This window comes from Nocardioides sp. Z13_37 (genome assembly GCF_058355585.1).
The window spans coordinates 23,203-40,098 of record NZ_JBZGDV010000008.1 but is presented as its reverse complement, the minus strand read 5'-3'; the positions used below and the strand labels follow the sequence as shown (position 1 = coordinate 40,098).

Annotated in this window: 16 protein-coding genes; 8 read left to right on the top strand and 8 right to left on the bottom strand. The window is 69.9% G+C overall.

All coding sequences use genetic code 11. The features are described from left to right. Window positions 1-34: 34 nt before the first annotated feature. The gene (locus AC4H2S_RS17510; RefSeq protein ID WP_491498261.1) at window positions 35-1,426 is read left to right on the top strand and encodes an MFS transporter; all 1,392 of its coding nucleotides are present in this window, start codon (window positions 35-37) and stop codon (window positions 1,424-1,426) included. A gap of 76 nt (window positions 1,427-1,502) precedes the next feature. Here the strand turns inward: AC4H2S_RS17510 and AC4H2S_RS17505 are convergent, their stop codons facing one another. From AC4H2S_RS17505 to AC4H2S_RS17480, 6 genes are all read right to left on the bottom strand, one after another. Continuing rightward, complete coding sequence (locus tag AC4H2S_RS17505; protein WP_491498260.1) at window positions 1,503-2,549, bottom strand: aldo/keto reductase; 1,047 nt, start codon at window positions 2,547-2,549, stop codon at window positions 1,503-1,505. Continuing rightward, window positions 2,546-3,889: an LLM class flavin-dependent oxidoreductase gene (locus tag AC4H2S_RS17500; protein WP_491498259.1), complete on the bottom strand. Its 1,344-nt coding sequence runs from the start codon at window positions 3,887-3,889 to the stop codon at window positions 2,546-2,548. Before AC4H2S_RS17500 ends, AC4H2S_RS17505 begins: the two co-directional genes overlap by 4 nt. Next, on the bottom strand, window positions 3,886-4,689 hold the full coding sequence (locus AC4H2S_RS17495; protein ID WP_491498258.1) for an ABC transporter ATP-binding protein: 804 nt from the start codon (window positions 4,687-4,689) through the stop codon (window positions 3,886-3,888). The genes AC4H2S_RS17500 and AC4H2S_RS17495 overlap by 4 nt, the downstream gene beginning before the upstream one ends. Further along, window positions 4,665-5,501, bottom strand: a complete 837-nt coding sequence (locus AC4H2S_RS17490; RefSeq protein WP_491498257.1) for an ABC transporter permease — start codon at window positions 5,499-5,501, stop codon at window positions 4,665-4,667. Before AC4H2S_RS17490 ends, AC4H2S_RS17495 begins: the two co-directional genes overlap by 25 nt. Beyond that, window positions 5,498-6,550, bottom strand: coding sequence for an ABC transporter substrate-binding protein (locus AC4H2S_RS17485; protein ID WP_491498256.1), 1,053 nt, complete (start codon window positions 6,548-6,550; stop codon window positions 5,498-5,500). Before AC4H2S_RS17485 ends, AC4H2S_RS17490 begins: the two co-directional genes overlap by 4 nt. Window positions 6,551-6,675: 125 nt before the next feature. Then, window positions 6,676-7,731: an LLM class flavin-dependent oxidoreductase gene (locus AC4H2S_RS17480; protein WP_491498255.1), complete on the bottom strand. Its 1,056-nt coding sequence runs from the start codon at window positions 7,729-7,731 to the stop codon at window positions 6,676-6,678. Window positions 7,732-7,880: 149 nt separating this feature from the next. Between AC4H2S_RS17480 and AC4H2S_RS17475 the strand changes: the two genes are divergently transcribed. Beyond that, window positions 7,881-8,258, top strand: a complete 378-nt coding sequence (locus tag AC4H2S_RS17475) for a VOC family protein (protein WP_491498254.1) — start codon at window positions 7,881-7,883, stop codon at window positions 8,256-8,258. A gap of 288 nt (window positions 8,259-8,546) precedes the next feature. After that, on the top strand, window positions 8,547-9,797 hold the full coding sequence (locus AC4H2S_RS17470) for a hypothetical protein (RefSeq protein WP_491498253.1): 1,251 nt from the start codon (window positions 8,547-8,549) through the stop codon (window positions 9,795-9,797). Window positions 9,798-9,817: 20 nt separating this feature from the next. Here the strand turns inward: AC4H2S_RS17470 and AC4H2S_RS17465 are convergent, their stop codons facing one another. Then, window positions 9,818-11,101 (bottom strand): calcium-binding protein, encoded by a 1,284-nt coding sequence (locus AC4H2S_RS17465; RefSeq protein WP_491498252.1) that lies wholly within the window; start codon window positions 11,099-11,101, stop codon window positions 9,818-9,820. Window positions 11,102-11,315: 214 nt separating this feature from the next. Here AC4H2S_RS17465 and AC4H2S_RS17460 point away from each other — a divergent pair, with 214 nt between their 5' ends. After that, on the top strand, window positions 11,316-12,230 hold the full coding sequence (locus AC4H2S_RS17460) for a DUF480 domain-containing protein (RefSeq protein WP_491498251.1): 915 nt from the start codon (window positions 11,316-11,318) through the stop codon (window positions 12,228-12,230). A 44-nt stretch (window positions 12,231-12,274) separates the two neighbouring features. Here the strand turns inward: AC4H2S_RS17460 and AC4H2S_RS17455 are convergent, their stop codons facing one another. Further along, window positions 12,275-12,697 carry a DUF6194 family protein gene (locus tag AC4H2S_RS17455; protein WP_491498250.1) on the bottom strand — a complete coding sequence of 141 codons (423 nt, stop codon included), beginning with the start codon at window positions 12,695-12,697 and terminating at the stop codon, window positions 12,275-12,277. 20 nt (window positions 12,698-12,717) lie between these two features. Here AC4H2S_RS17455 and AC4H2S_RS17450 point away from each other — a divergent pair, with 20 nt between their 5' ends. From AC4H2S_RS17450 to AC4H2S_RS17435, 4 genes are all read left to right on the top strand, one after another. Next, entirely contained in the window at window positions 12,718-13,401 is a 684-nt protein-coding gene (locus tag AC4H2S_RS17450; protein ID WP_491498249.1) for a MerR family transcriptional regulator, read from the top strand. Window positions 13,402-13,530: 129 nt separating this feature from the next. After that, complete coding sequence (locus AC4H2S_RS17445; RefSeq protein ID WP_491498248.1) at window positions 13,531-13,971, top strand: hypothetical protein; 441 nt, start codon at window positions 13,531-13,533, stop codon at window positions 13,969-13,971. A gap of 152 nt (window positions 13,972-14,123) precedes the next feature. Continuing rightward, a complete protein-coding gene (locus AC4H2S_RS17440) occupies window positions 14,124-14,552 on the top strand; it encodes a hypothetical protein (RefSeq protein WP_491498247.1) in 429 nt (142 codons plus the stop codon). Between the two features lie 282 nt (window positions 14,553-14,834). Further along, on the top strand, window positions 14,835-16,592 hold the full coding sequence (locus AC4H2S_RS17435) for a GmrSD restriction endonuclease domain-containing protein (protein ID WP_491498246.1): 1,758 nt from the start codon (window positions 14,835-14,837) through the stop codon (window positions 16,590-16,592). Window positions 16,593-16,896 lie beyond the last annotated feature (304 nt).

Below are 16,896 nucleotides of genomic sequence, written 5' to 3'. Positions count from 1 at the left end.
ACCTCGGGTGCACGTGAGGCCCTACCGTCGCCGAGTGAGCACCAGCACCACGACGGGCACCCAGGAGCCGCGCGAGCGGATCCTCTCCCCGGCCTACGCCGCCACGACGGTCGGCCTGTTCTCCCTCATCGCGTTCGCCGCCTTCGAGGCGATGGCGGTGACCGCCGTGATGCCGACCGTGGCGCGCAGCCTCGACGGCTTCGACTACTACGCCCTGGCGTTCGCCGCCCCCTTCGCCAGCGGCGTCGTGGGCATGGTGGCCGCGGGCATGTGGGCCGACCGCCGCGGTCCGCTCCACCCGCTGCTGGCCTCGCTGGCGACCTTCTCGCTCGGCCTCGCCGTGTGCGGGACGGCGCCGGCGATGGAGCTCTTCGTGGTGGGCCGCATCGTGCAGGGGCTGGGCAGCGGCGCGATGATCGTCGCGGCCTACGTGCTGGTCGGGCTCGTCTACCCCGCGCAGCTCCGCGGCGCCATCTTCGCGGCCTTCGCCGCCGCGTGGGTGCTGCCGGCGTTGTTCGGCCCGGGCGTCGCGGCGTTCGTCGCCTCCACCGTCGGCTGGCGCTGGGTCTTCCTCGGCATCGTGGCCCTGGTCGTGGTCGCCGCCGTCCTGGTCACCCCGACCGCCCGACGCCAGCCCGCCCCCGCGGAGCCGGGGGCGACATCGTGGTCCCGGCTCGGCTGGGCGGTGCTCGCCGCGGTCGCGGTGCTCGCGCTCGAGCTCCTCGGGTCCGGGACCGGCGTCACCCTGGTCGCCGCGGCGGTCGCCTTCGTGCTGGTCGTCGTCGGCGTCCGCCCCCTGCTGCCGGCCGGCACGCTCACCGGCGGTCGCGGCCTGCCAGCGGTGATCGCCACCCGCGGCCTGCTCGCCGCGTCGTTCTTCTGCGCCGAGGCCTACATCGTCTACGTCCTGCAGGAGCGGTGGGACCTGACGCCCGGGCAGGCGGGCATCGCGCTGACCCTCGTCGGCCTGGTGTGGGCGGCGTCCAGCCAGGTCTCCTCGCGCCTGGGTGAGCGCGTCTCGCACGGCACCGCGTTCCGGTTCGGCACGAGCGTCGTGCTGCTCGGCGTCGCGGGCATCGCGGCCGTCGTCTGGCTCCGCTCCCAGGGCACGGACATCCCGGCGACCGCACCGATCGCGGCCTACGTCTTCGCCAGCATCGGCATGGGCTTCGCCTATCCCCGCACGGGCGTGGCGATGCTCGCCTCGGCCACCGACGAGGACCGCGGCTTCAACTCCTCCGCCCTCACCGTCGCCGACTCCCTCGGTGCCGCGCTGGCCCTGTCGGTGAGCGGCATCGCCTACGCAGCGGCGGTGCGCGCCGACCTCGACCCCTTCCCGGTCGTCTACGCGCTCGCGGTCGTCATCGGCGTGCTCGGCGTGGTCGTCGGCTCCCGGGCGGCCGCCCGCCCTGCGGCTCAGCCCTAGCTGGCCCGCCCGCCGGGCACCCGGGCAGTAGGTCGCGCCGCCCGGCCCTCCCCCGGGGCCGGGCGGCGCGACCCGGTCAGCGGCGCCGGAGCGCCGCCTCGACGAGGGCCGGCGGTGCGTAACCCCGGTCAGCCTCGTTGAGCGTCGTGCCCGGCGGAACGATCTCGTCGATCCGGTCGAGCACGTCGGACGGCAGCACGACCTTCTCCACGCCGAGCTGCGACTCGAGCTGCTCGAGGGTCCGCGGGCCGATGATGGCCGAGGACACCCCCGGGTGCGCGAGCACGAAGCCGAGGGCGAGGTGGATCAGCGACAGCCCCGCCTCGTCGGCGAGCTCCTGCAGCGCGAAGGCCGCCTCGAGCTTGACCTTGTTCTCCGGCGAGGACGGGTCGTGGCGCGCGGGCTGGCGGCGCAGCCGGCTCGACGTCACCGCCGGGTCCTCGCCGCGGCGGTAGCGACCCGAGAGCCAGCCGCCCGCGAGCGGGCTCCAGGGGAGCACGCCGAGGCCGTACTTCTGTGCGGTCGGCAGGATGTCGCGCTCGACCTCGCGGGCGAGGATCGAGTAGGGCGGCTGCTCGGTGACCGGGCGCTCGCGGTTGCGCTTCTCCGCCACCCACTGCGCCTCCACGACCTGGGAGGGGAGGAAGGTCGAGGTGCCGATGTAGCGCACCTTGCCCTGGCGGACGAGGTCGGTCAGGGCGCCGAGGGTCTCGTCGATGTCGACCTCCGGCCGCGGCCGGTGCACCTGGTAGAGGTCGATGTGGTCGACCTGGAGGCGTCGCAGCGAGTGCTCGACCTCGCGGATGATCCAGCGACGCGAGTTGCCGGCCTGGTTGGGGTCCTCGTCGTGCATGGTGCCGTGGAACTTGGTGGCGAGGAAGACGTCGTCGCGGCTGCCCTTGCGGGCCTTCAGCGCCTTGCCGACGATCTCCTCCGACTCACCGCGGGCATAGACGTCGGCGGTGTCGATGACGTTGATGCCGGCGTCGAGTGCCCGGTGGATGATCGCGATCGACTCGTCGTGGTCGGGGTTGCCCCACGCGCCGAACATCATCGCGCCGAGGGTCAGTGGACTGACCTGGACGCCGGTCCGCCCCAGGGGGCGGTAGTGGTCGAAGCTCATGCGGTCCTCTCGTTGAAGGTGGGTGCGTACTGGCTGGCGGGTCGTTCGAGGCCGAGGTGCTCGCGGAGGGTGCTTCCTGTGTACTCCTCGCGGAACAGCCCGCGTGCACGCAGGATCGGCACGACCTCGTCGATGAAGACCTCGATGCCTCCGGGCAGCCACGGCGGCATCACGTTGAAGCCGTCGGCGGCTCCCGACTCCGCCCAGTCCTGGATGGTGTCGGCGACCTGGTCGGGGGTGCCGGTGACGACCCGGTGGCCGCGGGCACCGGCGAGGCGGTGGCAGAGCTGGCGCAGCGTCGGGTGCTCGCGCTCGACGATGTCGAGCACCAGCTGGAACCTGCTGCCCTCGCTGCGCTCCTCGCTCGCGTCGATCACCTCGCGCGGGAAGGGACCGTCGAGGTCGTACGCCGAGAGGTCGACGCCGGTCAGCCGGTTGAGCTGCGCGAGCGAGTACTCCGGCTGGGTGAGGTCGTTGAGCTGCTGGTGCAGGTCCTCGGCCTCCCGCGCCGTGGACCCGATGAACGGGCTGATGCCCGGCAGCACCTTGAGCCCGCGTGGGTCGCGACCCTGCGCCTGCGCCCGCCGCTTGATGTCGGCGTAGAACTCCTGGGCCGACCCGATCGTCTGGTGGGCGGTGAAGATCGCCTCGGCCCAGCGGGCTGCGAAGGCGCGCCCGTCCTCCGAGGAGCCTGCCTGCACGTAGACCGGCCGTCCCTGCGGCGAGCGGGGCGCGTTGAGCGGGCCCGCCACCCGGAAGTGCGTGCCGACGTGGTCGATGCGGTGGATCTTGTCGGGGTCGGCGAAGATCCCGCTCTCCCGGTCGGCGACGACCGCGTCGTCCTCCCAGCTGTCCCAGAGCTTGGTCACGACCTCGAGGTACTCCTCGGCCCGCTCGTAGCGGTCGCGGTGCAGCGGGTGGGCGTCGAGGCCGAAGTTGAGCGCCGCGTCGGCCGCGCCCGTCGTGACGATGTTCCAGCCGGCGCGGCCGCCGCTGAGGTGGTCGAGCCCGCAGAACTGCCGGGCCAGGTTGTAGGGCTCGGTGTAGGTGGTCGACGCGGTGCCGATCACGCCGATCCGCTCGGTCGCCGCGACGATCGCCGTCATCACGGTGATCGGCTCGAGGCGGAAGCGGGCGGCGTACTGGATGTTCTCGGCCAGCGACGGGCCGTCGGCGAAGAAGACGGCGTCGAACTTCGCCGCCTCCGCGCGCTGGGCGAGCTCCTGGTAGTAGGTGATGTCGAGGATCCGGTCGGTCTGGCTGTCCGGGTGCCGCCAGGCCGCCTCGTGGTGTCCGTCGGGATAGATGAAGAGGTTGAGGTGGAGCTCCCGGCCGCTCATGACGCCGCCCGGTCCACCGAACGGTCCACGGCTCGGTCGAGGTGCGCCGGCGCGGCGTCGTGGTCGTCCTCGACACCGAGCTCGGCCAGCAGCCGGGCCCGGAGGCGGGCGAAGGCCGGGTCGGCCTGCGAGCGCCGGCCCTCGAGCTCGACGCGCGCGTCGTGGCGTACGACGCCGCCGTCCAGCACGATGACGCGGTCGGCCAGCACGATCGCCTCGTCGACGTCGTGGGTCACGAGCAGCACGGCCGGGCGGTGCACCTCGCACAGCTTGCGCAGCAGCGTGTGCATCCGGATCCGGGTCAGCGCGTCGAGGGCGCCGAAGGGCTCGTCGGCCAGCAGCAGCTGCGGGTCGCGGACGAGCGAGCGGGCCAGGGAGGCGCGCTGCTGCTCGCCGCCGGACAGCTCGTGCGGCCACGCCCGCTCGCGGCCGGCGAGGCCGACCTCGGCGAGCGCCTGGGTGCCCCGACCGGCGGCGTCGCCGTCGCGGAGGCCGAGGGTGACGTTGTCGAGCACCCGCTTCCACGGCAGCAGCCGGGAGTCCTGGAACACCACGGAGACCTTCTCCGGCACCTCGATGACGCCGGTGCCGGCGACCCCGCGGTCGAGGCCGGCCAGGGCGCGGAGCAGGGTGCTCTTGCCCGAGCCGCTGCGGCCCAGCAGAGCCACGAACTCGCCGGGGGCGATGTCGAGGTCGAGGCCGTTGAGCACGCCTCCCGCCTCGTTGAAGCTGCGGTGCAGGGACGTGACCCGCACCGCCTGCTCCTGGTGGGTGCTCAGCTCGCCAGCGTACGACGCCATGACAGTGCCTTCCTCTCGATCAGTCGGACGAACGCGTCGGCGGTGACGCCGAGCATCGCGTAGACGACCAGGCCGACGACGATGATGTCGGTCTGCCCGTAGTTGGACGCGAGCGTGATCATGTGGCCGATGCCGCTCGTGGCGTTGATGACCTCGACGACGACCAGCGCGAGCAGCGAGGAGGTCACCGCGAAGCGCAGGCCGAGCAGGAAGCCGGGCATCGCGCCGGGGAGCACCACGTGGCGGATGAACTCGCCGCGGGTGACGCCGAGCGTCTCGGCGAGCTCGGCATACCTGCCCTCGATGGTGCGCAGGCCGTTGTGGGTGTGGATGTAGATGGGCACGAACACCGCCAGGGCGATGGTGATGACCTTCATCGGCTCGCCGATCCCGAGCCACAGGATCAGCAGCGGGATGAGGGCGAGCGTCGGGATGGAGCGCTTGACCTGGATCGGCCCGTCGATGAGGGACTCGCCGATCCGGGACAGGCCCGACAGCACGGCGAGGACGGTGCCGACGAGGACACCGAGGCCCAGGCCCAGGGCCGCCCGGATGCCGGAGGTGACCAGGCCCTCCTGGAGGCGGCCGTTCTCGATGAGCGTGCCGGCCGTCTGGACCACCGTCCACGGCTCGGTGAGGGTGCGCGGGTCGAGGAGGCCGGTGGCCGACCCCACCACCCAGGCGGCCAGCAGCGCGACGATGCCGATGAGGCCACCGAAGCGGATCGGCTTGCCCGGGCCGAGGCGCCGCCGGGTCGGGCGTACGTCCTGCGCCTCGGCGAGCGGCCGGGCAGGTGCGGCGAGGGTCGTCATGAGCCCTCCAGCGCGGTCGCGATGGCCTTCTCGTAGCGACGGTCGTAGAGGGTCTCGACCTTCAGCGGCTCCTGGTCCTGGGCCTCGACAAGGGTGTCGACGGTCTCCTGGTGGCGGGCGATGACGTCGTCCCAGTCGGTGGGCACCGTGTACTCGCCGAGCGCGTCGACGACGTGCTTGGCGTCCTCGGGCGCGAGGCCCTCGTGGTCGACGTAGTAGGCCTGGGCGAACTCGTCGGGGTGCTCGGAGATCCACTGCTGGGCCTTGGCCCAGGCCACGACGTACTCCTTGATCGCGGCGGCCTTGTCGGCGTCCTCGAGCACGGTGGTCGGCGCGTAGAGCGTCCACGCGTCGTCCCGCACCCCGGGCAGGATCGTGGTGGCGCCGTCCCGCTCGTACTTGGCGAGGTAGGTCTTGACCAGGGTCTGGCCGAGCGGCGCGACGTCGACCTGCTTGCCGGCGAGCGCGACGGAGAACGCGTCGTCGACACTCTGCATCTCGACGAACTCGACGTCGTCCGGGGTCAGGCCGGCCGCGCGGAGCACGTTGAGCACCAGCGCCCCCTGCGCCTGGCCGGGGCTGTAGGCGATCTTCTTGCCCTTCAGGTCCTCGATCGAGGTCACGTCGACACCGGGGGCCACCCCGAGCTCGTACGTCGGGTGCTCCATCGGGTCGACGGTCTCGCGGGCGGCGACGATCCGGACGTCGGTGCCGGTCCAGTGGGCGAAGAGCGGCGGGATGTCGGCCACCGAGCCGATGTCGATGGCGTCGGCGCGGAACGCCTCCAGGGTCTTGGGGCCGCCGGTGATGTTGGCCCACTCGATCTCGACGTCCAGGTCGTCGATCAGTCCGGACGTCTCGAGGGCCACCTGCGTGGCGGGGTCGCCCACGCGCAGCACGGTGTCCTCGGCCGGGCCGTCGGGGAGGGCGGCGGTCAGCTCGAGCCGCGGGCCCGCCTGGTCGCCGCCGCACGCGGAGAGGGCCAGGAGGCCGGCGGTGGCCAGCACGGCCGCTCGGATCAGGGGGCGGGTGAGCCCTCGTCGTGGCATCAGGGATTCTCCTTCTCGGGGACTGCGGATCTTTAAAGTACTGTAACTAACTCGACTTTATTGGTTTTGGAGTGGCAGGAGTTCCCGTGCACTCCCCGACGGCGACGCCGAGGGGGGGTGCGACGTCAGCGCAGGAGCGGCAGCAGCGCGTCACCGACGCGCGCGATCTCCTGCTCGTACGGCGTGTCGCTGAGGACGAAGTGGGTGACGCCGAGGTCGGCGTAGCGCCGCAGCGCCTTGGCCACGTCGTCGGCCGAGCCGACCAGCCAGGTGGTGCCCGCGCCGCCACCGCCCACCCGGCCGGGAGCCGTGTAGAGGCAGTCGTCGAGCACGTCGCCCTTCTCGGCGAGGTCAAGGAGGCGCTGCTGCCCGACGGCGACCCGGCGGCCCGGGTCGGCGACCCACTCGTGCTGGCCCTGCGCCATGGCGGCGACCTTGGCCTCCGCGTCGGCCCAGGCCTGGTCGGTGGTCTCGCGCACGAGGGTGGTGATGCGCAGCCCGTACTCCAGCGGCGGCAGGTCGCGGTCGAGCTCGGCGCTCAGCGTGCGGAGGTGCTCGATCCGTGCGGCGACACCGTCGAGGGGCTCGCCCCAGAAGAGCTGCACGTCGGCCTCGGCGGCGGCCGTGCGCTGGGCGGCCTCGGACGCGCCGCCCAAGTAGAGCTGGGGGTGCGGCCGGCCCTCGCGTGCCACCGGCCTGTGCTCGAGCGTGGCACCCGTGGCGCGGTAGTGGGCGCCGTCGAAGCTCACGTCGTCCTCGGTCCAGTAGCGCCGGACCAGGCGCATGAACTCGCGCGTGCGGGCGTAGCGCTGCGCCTGGTCGCCCTCGTCGTCGCCGTACTGCGCCTGGTGGTCGGGGCCGGAGACCACGTTGACCTTGACCCGGCCACCGCTGAGCTGGTCGAGGGTGGCGGCGGACGCGGCGAAGTGGGCGGGCGTCCAGTAGCCGGGGCGGATCGCGATGAGCGGGTTGAAGGTCGTGGTCGCCGCGGCCAGGGCGGTGGCGACGGTGAAGGTGTCGGGTCGCTTCCACCCGGTCCCGATCAGGGCGCCGCCCCACCCGTGGTCCTCGGCGAGCCGGGCGAGGTGGGCGAGCCGCTGCAGGCCGTTGTGGCCATCGACCGTGTCGTCGAGCCGGTGCCCCGGCGACGCCTGGTTGGGGATGTACCAGAGGAACTCCATCACGCACGACCTTTCACGCTTATCTGTAGTGAATTACTAGAGATATCACGTGGTCGGACTCCGCGGGGTGATCGTCCGCCTGGTGTCGGCGGCGTGATCCGGACGTCTTGAGGTCAGCAGGTGACCTCAATGCGTCCTAGCCTCGGGCGATGGACATGAAGCTGGAGCTGGTGATGGTGCCCGTGACGGACGTCGACCGGGCCAAGGAGTTCTACGTGAAGGTCGGCTTCGTCGCCGATCACGACCGCACGGTCAGCGAGGAGGTGCGCTTCGTGCAGCTGACGCCACCGGGGTCGGCCTGCTCGATCGCCATCGGCAAGGGCCTGACGCAGCTCGAGCCCGGCTCGCTCGACAACCTGCAGATGGTGATCGCGGACGCCGACGCCACCCGCGCCGAGCTGCTCGGGCGCGGCATCGAGGTCAGCGAGGTGGACGAGCTCGAGTGGGGCCGCTTCGTCTTCTTCGCCGACCCCGACGGCAACGGGTGGGCACTGCAGCAGCTGCCGGACTACGCGGCGAGGGCGTAGACCACCTGTTCGAAAATAGTTGCCCGGCATGTGGATCTGAGCGTGGATCCGGGGGTTGAGTGTCGGTGGCGACGGCTAGCGTCGTCCCCATGAGCAGCACCCTTCTCGACCTCGACGCGGACGCCCTCCTGGCCGCCGCGGGCGAGGCCGAGCGCGCGGTGCGGCTCGCGGAGGTGCACCGCCTCGAGCTGCTCTCGGCCTGGGCCGCGATCCACTCCACCGACCCCACCGAGGGCCCCGACGGGCACATCGCCCGCCGGGTCGGCAACGTCCTGCGGCGCGTGGGTGGTGACGGCACCCCGCGTGCAGGACTTCAGCCTCGGCGAGATCGCGCTGGCCCGCGGCGCCGGGGTCACCGCCACGTCCCACGCGCTGGCCGACGTGCTCGACCTCGAGCACCGGCTGCCGTTGACGTGGGCGGTGTGTCGTCGTGGTGACTGCGAGGTCTGGGTCGCGAGGCGGGTCGCGAAGCTCTCGCGCCACCTGCCCCGCGAGCGCGTCGGGGTGGTCGACAGCGCCGTCTCGCGGATGATCGCCACCGAGGCCCCCGGCCGGGTCCTCACCGTCGCCGAGGCCAAGATCATCGAGGCCGACACCGAGCTGCACGAGCAGCGATGTGAGGCCGAACGCCGCCGCCGCTACGTCGGCCTGGGCCGCACCGACGAGCACGGCCTCCGCACCCTCATCGCCCGCCTCGAGGCCGGCGACGCCGCTGCCCTCGACGCGATCGTGCACCGCGTCGGCGAGATCCTCGCCCCTCGCCACCTCGACGCGCACCCCGACGAGCTCCTCGCCGAAGCACTCGGCTGGCTCGCCCGACCCACCGAGCTCCTCACCCTCCTCCTCGAGCACACCGCGACCACCGAGGTGGAGCCCGCTCTCGACGTGGACCTGCCGGAGCCTGTGGTGGAGCCGGTCCTGGCGCGGGGGCTGGCGTTTCCCGCCGATCTGCTCGACGCGCTGCGCGAGGTCGACCTCACCCCGCTCGCGCCGCGGGGTGTGCTGCACGTGCACCTGCACGAAGCTGCCCTCCACGCCGGCGACGGCATCGCCCGCGTCGAAGGCCTCGGACCCCTCACCCTCACCCGGTTGCGCGAGCTGCTGCACCGCGTCGAGCTGAAGGTCCAGCCCGTCAAGGACCTCTCCGACCGGGTCCGCCACACCGCCTACGAGCACCCCGAGTCACTCCGCGACCAGGTCCACCTCGTCACCGGCGGCGACTACTGGCCCTACGCCACCTCCACCAGCCGCCATGTCGACCTCGACCACCCCACCGCGTTCCTGCATGGCGATGAGGGGCGAGACCCGCCACCCGGCCAGACCGGCTCGCACAACTCCGGCCCCCTCGGCCGACGACACCATCGCTGGAAGACCCACGCCGGCTACCGCTCCCGACAGTGCGGCGAGGGCCGCTACGTCTGGCTCACCCCCCACGGCCTCGGCTTCCTCGTCGACCACACCGGCACCCACCCCATCCACCCCGAGAAGGCCAGGACGATCCTCGACGCCCCACCCGGCGTCGACCTCTACCTCGCCTAGTCCGCAATCGGACTGCCGCGTCAGCGGCGCACCTCGCACTGCCGTCGCTGCTCGCCGCCGATGCACCGGTCCCGCCCGGGACCACCGACGAGCTGGTCGCGACCGGGACCACCGACGAGGAGGTCGTCGCGTGCACCGCCGACGAGGATGTCGGCACCACGACGCCCGTACGCCGTCACCTGCATGCCGCCGCTCACCGACAGGCGGTCGCGCCCGGGGCCGCCTCGGTAGGTCAGGCTGCCGGGACGCCCGGAGAACCTGACGTCCTCGACACCCTCGTAGCGCGCACGCCTGGTGCCGCCGACCGTCACGCGCTTGCGCGGCACGTCGATGACGTACGTCGAGCCCCGCGCGAACTCCGACTTCGGTGCCCGCAGCAGGACCACGTCGCGCCGCCCGGGGCCGCCGTCCACATCGATCCGGGTCCTGCGGATGAGGTCGGCCCCGATCTCGTCGTCGCCTGATCCGCCGTGGACCGTGGCGCCGAGGTGGGCGAGGAGGTAGTCGTCGCCGTCGCCACCGCCGATGGCGCTCCCGCGCCCGCGGGCCTCCACGAAGTCGTCGCCGTCGTCGCCGTAGAACCGGTCACGTCCGCTGTCCGGCGAGACGATGCTGTCGTCGCCCTCACCTCCGTGTGCGACGTCGTCACCCTGATCGGGCTCGATGTGGTCGTCACCGCCCAGCCCGCGGATGCGGTCGTCGCCGCGGCCGCCCTCGATCCGGTCGGGTGTGTCCGAGCCGGTCAGCACGTCGTCGTAGGCCGAGCCCACGATCCCGCCGGAGTAGGCCGGCACCACGATCGTGTCCCTGCCCTCGCCGGTCGCCGTGCCGGCCGCGAGGTCCACCACGACCGGACCGGGTGCGTCCTCGAACACCACCTTGTCGTAGCGGGCCGGCTGGTCCACGTCGTCGACCGTCGCCGACGCCGGGTCGTCGCCCAGGTCGATGAAGTCGTTCCCAGGACCCGGCACAAGGATGTCGCCGGCGTAGCCGTCGTCGGGGACGTAGTAGTCGTCGAGGCCACCGAACAGCCGGTCGTCACCCGGCCCGCCGACCAGCGTGTCGGCGTTGCCGAGCCCGCAGATCGTGTCGTCGCCCGCACCCCCGTCGATCCGGTCCTGGGCGTACGTGCCGAGGATGACGTCGTCCCCCGGCGTGCCGGTGCCCGGCTCCCCCGGGACGACGACGATCGTGGGCACCTTCCCGTCACAGGTCGTCTCGGCCGTCGCGGGACCGGCGACCAGGCCGACGACGCCGAGCGGCGCCACGGCGATCAACGAGACAGTGATGAACATGCGTCGCATGGCTCTCCTCCGACTGGTCGGCCTCCGTCTGCCGGCTCCTCGAGTGTGACGCACGCGCGAGGCCGGGAGTTGTTGGCCGACCCGTCCCAGGATCCGCTTGCGGGCGGCTCGATGCACGCCGCCCGCAAGAGTGACGTGTCGAGGTACGCCGGCACGCGGCGGAAGGAGGCCGTCCGATCCGCAATCGTGCTGAAGGCAGACTTAAGGTCGTGGCGTGAGCGAACTCCCCGTCCTCGATGCGACTGACCAGCGCATCCTCGGCAGCCTGCTGGAGAAGCAGACGACCGTGCCCGCCACCTATCCCCTCTCCGCGAACGCGCTGGTGTCGGCGTGCAACCAGAGGAGCAGCCGCGACCCCGTGACCGACCTCGACCAGCAGACCGTCGAGCGGACCGCGAAGTCGCTCAAGGAGCGTGGGCTGCTGCGGATCGTGTGGTCCGACACCGGGCGCCGGACCCTGAAGTACCACCAGATCCTCGACGAGCGCCTCGCCCTCGAGCCCGATGAGCGCGCGCTGCTCACGGTGCTGCTGCTCCGCGGGGCGCAGGCGCCGGGTGAGCTGCGCACCCGCACCGAGCGGCTGCACGCATTCGCCGACCGGGGCGAGGTCGAGGAGTGCCTGCGCCGGATGGCGAGCCGCCCGCAACCGCTGGTGCGTGAGCTCGAGCGCCGGTCGGGCCAGCAGGATCCGCGCTGGATCCACCTCCTGGGCGCCGCGCCGGAGCAGACCCCAGGCGAAACCGGCCCGACTGGGAGTGCCGACACGTCGCGCATCCGCGTCACGCAGATCATCGCCGACCTCCACGTGCCCGACCTCCCCGCATCCAGGAGCTTCTACAGCGACTACCTCGGGTTGGCCGAGGAGGAGTTCAACCTGGGCTGGCTGGCCCGCCACACCTCGCCGGCATCCCGGGCGACGCTCCAGGTGATGACCAGCGATGCCACCGCGCCCGTGGACCCCGTGGTCTCGGTCATGGTCGACGACGTCGAAGCCGCCTACCGCCAAGCACAGGAGCGCGGGTACGACATCGTGCATCCCCTGACAACCGAGGCATGGGGCGTGACTCGCTTCTTCGTCCGCGCTCCCGATGGCAACGTGCTCAACGTCGTTCAGCAACACGCAAGCTGAGGGTCTTGGTCATCCGCTGCGGATGAAGCACCGGAGGCGTGCGCTCAGGATCGGCGTCTGTCCCAGCGCGCACGGGAGGCGGTGTGCGCGATGGTGAGCAACTCGCGCAGTTCCGGTTCGGTGGCAAAGCCGGGCGCCACCACGCACACCCAGCCCAGGTGTCCGTAGACCGGGTGCGGCATGACGTGGTCGCGCATCGTGGGGTCCTCGCACGGCGGCTGGTCGCGGCGGCCGGCGTCTATGTTGACCCGGAACGCCCCGCCGGAGAGGTCGGAGGACGGTTCGCCCGGGTAGTCCTTGGTCACGATGGTGGCGAAGGGTTGAGTGTTGGGGACCTGTCCGTCCGGGGAGTAGTAGAAGAAGAGGTCGCCCCAGGCGAGCTCGGGCGTTCCGTCGCCCGGCGCCGGCGCGAGCGTCAGTACCGCTGGCAGGGTCTCGACGTAGTCGCGGATGTCGTCAATGCTCATGGTTCAAGCGAATCATTCAAGTGCTTGTGGAGGATTCGGTGCGGACGGGAGAAATCGCGCGGCTCGTCGGTTGTTCGGTCAACCAGGTGCGCAAGCTCGAGGCTCTCGGGGTACTCCCGCCCGCGGTGCGGTCACCGAGCGGTCGCAGATCGTACGACCAGGTGCACGTCCTCAGCGCGCAGGCGTACAGCGCACTGGTCGAGGCAGTGGGGCCGGTGGAGGCGAGGCACCTGCTCGTGACGGCGCATCGTGCGATCGATGAGCTCGCGGCCCGGCTCGATGCAGTTCATGCGGGGCTCCACGCGGAGCGTCAGGAGCTGGCGCTTGCACGGCAGGCTGTGGCCTCGATCGCCTCCGAGCCGATGGAGGACGTGCGTGCTGCCGATGCCATGGGCGTAGGAGAACTGGCGGAGGCCCTGGGTGTCCGCGCGTCGGCACTGCGGCATTGGGAGGCAGAGGGGTTGCTGGCCCCCGGGCGTGACGTGCACGGTGCCCGCAGGTACAGCCCGACGGATGTTCGGGACGCCCGGCTGATCCACCAACTGCGTCGAGCCGGCTACCGGATCGAGCCGTTGAGGGCACTGTTGCCGCAGCTGCGCGAGAGGGGGCGGGACGAACGGCTGGCCCAACGCGACGCCAGCATCACCGCGCGATCCGTAGCCCTGTTCCGTGCCTCCGCCCTCTTGGAGGAGTTGTACACGTGAGCCCCATTGCGCAGCTCATAGGCGGCGGTTCGACGCACTCAGTGCCGCAACGCTTGAGGCAGTCAACGGCGTCAGCAGCTTTCGACGCAAAGGCCGAACACACGAGCATTTCGTACCTACGCTTGGTGCATGCTTCGCGCCCCTGCCTTGCTGCTCAGCAGCGTCCTACTGTCCGCTCTGGCTGCCTGCAGTTCGGCTGGCGGCTCCGAGGCGGAGGCATCCTCGACCACCGACGATGCCCTCGAGCTTGCAGCTCGGGCGTGTAATCAAGCCATGGCGGAGGTGAGCGACCTCACGAAGGAACTCGACGAGCGTCAGCAGGCCGCAGATGCTGCAGCCGAGGCTGCGGTTAAAGACGAAACATGGGACGACTTGGCAGCGGCAGTCAATGAGTGGGCGTTCACGCTGAAGACCTTCAACGAGTCGAACGGCGGTGAAGACATGTCACTGACCTCGCTGCAGAAGATGAGTGACGACCTGACGGAGAACAAGGCCGACCTTTCCGCACAGTGTCGGAAGGTCAACTCCGCCGGCGGGGCGGTCGATCAAGACGTGCTCAACAGCTTCTGACGCGAGCTCGCGATGGTTCGCGCGTGTCGCTGCGCATCGACCCTGAATGGCACGCGGCGCAATGACGCGCGTCGCTGAGGACGGGGCAGACAAGGGGCAGCCAACGCCTTGGCGAGCTCATGCCTGTCGTAGCGCGGCTCTAGGGTGCGAACATGACTCAAGCTCTCTTCGCGTTGGCCGGTGTAATAGTCGGTATCGCAGGGCAGTTGGTCGCGGCATCGTTGACCTCCCGCCGCGAAGACGTTCGGGCCGAACTCGATCGCCAGGAGACGCGCGACGCTCGGCTTTTTGAGCACCGCCGGAAGGCTTACGTCGAGTTCATCGCGGCGGTCGAGGGCATGGTCGACGAGATTGGCTTGGCTCGGCGTGAGGGGCAATCGCTCGTGCCAGAGGAGTACGACGCTGTCCACAAGCACTTGGCTGGGATCTGGTTGTACGGCACCGCAGATGCGTCTGCTGCAGCGGCGCGCGTGCTAGCAGCGTTGGTGCAGCACGACCGGTCGAGTACTGGGTACGAAGGGGCCCACCGTCTAGCCTTCGAATTCGCGAAGCACGTTCGTGGTGATCTCGGGGTGAGATAGCCGCATCTCGCCGTCCAGTGCAGATGATTGTTGCCCTCGAAGTGATGGGCGGTGAGTGCGGGTGGGGACGACGCGAAGGCGGCGGTATGACTGTAAGGATCGCCAACGCAGCCTGATGGTGCTGGGCTGTGGTTGGTGACCGCCTGCGTGACCCCCGGAATGACCGGCCTCGTGCTGCGGTCCGACCCAAGGTGGGTCATGCGCTGAGCAGGTCATCAACCGGCGCAGCTGAATCTGCCGACGAAAGTCGGCCACGCGTGGGCTACGTGACACCCTGTGCACATGGCGGAACTTGACTCCCAACCGAAGTCCATTCAGTCGCTTTACGCGTGGTTCGCGGAGAAGCAGCTGTGGGTCAACCGGCGCTATCAACGCAAGCTGGTCTGGACGCTCGAGGAGAAGCAGCGCCTCATCGAATCGGTTCTGAAGCGCTACCCGATCCCGGCCGTGCTACTTGCCGAGCGTGCTGAGGGAGGCTACGAAGTCATTGACGGTCTTCAGCGCATCCACACCCTCATGTCGTTCATCGAAACCCAGTTCGGAGCGCTAGACGGTAAGTACTTCAATGTGCCCGAGTTTCCGTCCGCGAACACGCGCGCGACCGAAGGCGCATTCGACGTGGCTCCAGACGTGGACCTCTTGAGCGCGCGCGACGTGGGCGCGTTCCTAGATTACAGCCTGTCCATCTCCATCATGCGGGGCGCGTCCACGGCCGATATCGATGACGTCTTCCGGCGAATCAACACTTACGGTCACCGCCTGAGTGATCAGGAGCGACGCCAGGCCGGCATCCAGAACGAGTTCTCGGGACTGGTTCGCGTCCTCGCGTCCGAGGTTCGCGGCGACGTATCGATGCCTGAAGTCGAATTGGCAGACATGCCTTCGATCAGCATCGACCTCCCCAAGACCATGCACGGATACCAGGTCCTAGCCAACGAGGTCTTTTGGGTCACGAGTGGCGCACTCCGCTCGACTGACCTTCGAGACTCAATGGACGAGCAGTGCATCGCGGACATCCTTGCTTCGATTGTTGGCGGCAAGGTGCTCGACCGGTCCAAGGACGCGCTGGACGCTGTCTACGCGCAAGGCACGGAGGCGGAGCGCATTGAGACCGCGCTTAGTGCATACGGCAAGGACAAGATCTCCGCGGAATTCAAGTTCGTCTTGGAGGAGATCCAGAAGATCATCGGGGCAGGATCCGGAACCCTTCGCGATTTGCTGTTCGTTGCCAGGACGACGAACCCATTTCCAGCACTGTTCGCCGTACTCTTCCTGTCTCTCCATCAGTCGTTGATTGGGGAGAACAAGAAGCTTTCGAATTACGCCGATGCCCGAGGCGCCCTTGCGAACTTGAACAGGCATGTGGATACCAGCCGCGGGTCGACTTCAGATGCCGATCGCGAGAGGAACATCAATATCATCAAGGGGCTCCTCGGACCCCACCTGGTCGACGGTAGCCACGCAGACATCTACGGAGACTTCGGCGCGTATGACATCGACGAGGCACTGCGTCGCTGCGAGATCGAAGCGCCTCACTACGAGGTCAAGCAGGGCGTGCTCCGCCTGACCGACGACAAGCCACTCGACGGGACCGTGCTCGCTAGGGTCGTGGAGACGATCTGCGCAATCGCGAATAACGGGCCTGAGCGGTCCGGAACGGTTCTTGTTGGGGTAGCCGACAAGGAAGCGGACGCCCAACGAGTGGAAGACCTTTATGGCGTCGCGCCGCGAAGGGTTGGGCGGCGCAGTGTCGTCGGAGTTCGTCGCGAGGCCGACGCGCTCGGAGAGTCGGTCGAGACCTACGTTCAGCGCATCCGGGATCAGATTCTCAACTCAGACTTGTCAGAGCCGCTGAAGGGTCATGTTCTCGCGAGCACCAGCTTTAGCGACTACTTCGGGCTGGGTGTAGTCGTGATTCGCGTACCCGCACAGACCGACGTGGCGAACGTCGGAGGTCGCGTTTTCGTTAGGCAGGTCGACCAAACTGTCGAGGCAACGGGCCTCGAACTTCTTGACGTACAAAAGCGCTTTTCACGTTAGCCGCAGACAATCGCCTGCGTTTCCGGCAGGACATGTCGCTCAAGTACTCGTATGGGTTGTCGCTGTAGCCGGTCTCGATAATGCAGGTCAGTTCCCTGCCCGAGGGCGCCGAGGGCGCCGAGGGCGCTCCACGTTTCTGCCAGGGACGGCGGTCACGTGCGGGCAGCGCGGGAGGGCTGCCGACCTGCACCGACGTATGGTCCGCAGCGACCACGGACGCCCGGCTCCGGGAGCTTCAAGTCGTTCGAGTGGTGGCCGACAACAGCGTGCGTCTCGGTGGGCGGGTTGACGATTCTCTGAGTGG

Excerpts from the sequence above, each read along its gene's own strand:
- AC4H2S_RS17445 (WP_491498248.1), top strand. The coding sequence starts at position 13,531 with ATGCTTCGCGCCCCTGCCTTGCTGCTCAGCAGCGTCCTACTGTCCGCT.
- AC4H2S_RS17495 (WP_491498258.1), bottom strand. The coding sequence starts at position 4,689 with ATGGCGTCGTACGCTGGCGAGCTGAGCACCCACCAGGAGCAGGCGGTG.
- AC4H2S_RS17505 (WP_491498260.1), bottom strand. The coding sequence starts at position 2,549 with ATGAGCTTCGACCACTACCGCCCCCTGGGGCGGACCGGCGTCCAGGTC.
- AC4H2S_RS17440 (WP_491498247.1), top strand. The coding sequence starts at position 14,124 with ATGACTCAAGCTCTCTTCGCGTTGGCCGGTGTAATAGTCGGTATCGCA.
- AC4H2S_RS17465 (WP_491498252.1), bottom strand. The coding sequence starts at position 11,101 with ATGCGACGCATGTTCATCACTGTCTCGTTGATCGCCGTGGCGCCGCTC.
- AC4H2S_RS17500 (WP_491498259.1), bottom strand. The coding sequence starts at position 3,889 with ATGAGCGGCCGGGAGCTCCACCTCAACCTCTTCATCTATCCCGACGGA.
- AC4H2S_RS17475 (WP_491498254.1), top strand. The coding sequence starts at position 7,881 with ATGGACATGAAGCTGGAGCTGGTGATGGTGCCCGTGACGGACGTCGAC.
- AC4H2S_RS17455 (WP_491498250.1), bottom strand. The coding sequence starts at position 12,697 with ATGAGCATTGACGACATCCGCGACTACGTCGAGACCCTGCCAGCGGTA.
- AC4H2S_RS17490 (WP_491498257.1), bottom strand. The coding sequence starts at position 5,501 with ATGACGACCCTCGCCGCACCTGCCCGGCCGCTCGCCGAGGCGCAGGAC.
- AC4H2S_RS17485 (WP_491498256.1), bottom strand. The coding sequence starts at position 6,550 with ATGCCACGACGAGGGCTCACCCGCCCCCTGATCCGAGCGGCCGTGCTG.
- AC4H2S_RS17435 (WP_491498246.1), top strand. The coding sequence starts at position 14,835 with ATGGCGGAACTTGACTCCCAACCGAAGTCCATTCAGTCGCTTTACGCG.
- AC4H2S_RS17480 (WP_491498255.1), bottom strand. The coding sequence starts at position 7,731 with ATGGAGTTCCTCTGGTACATCCCCAACCAGGCGTCGCCGGGGCACCGG.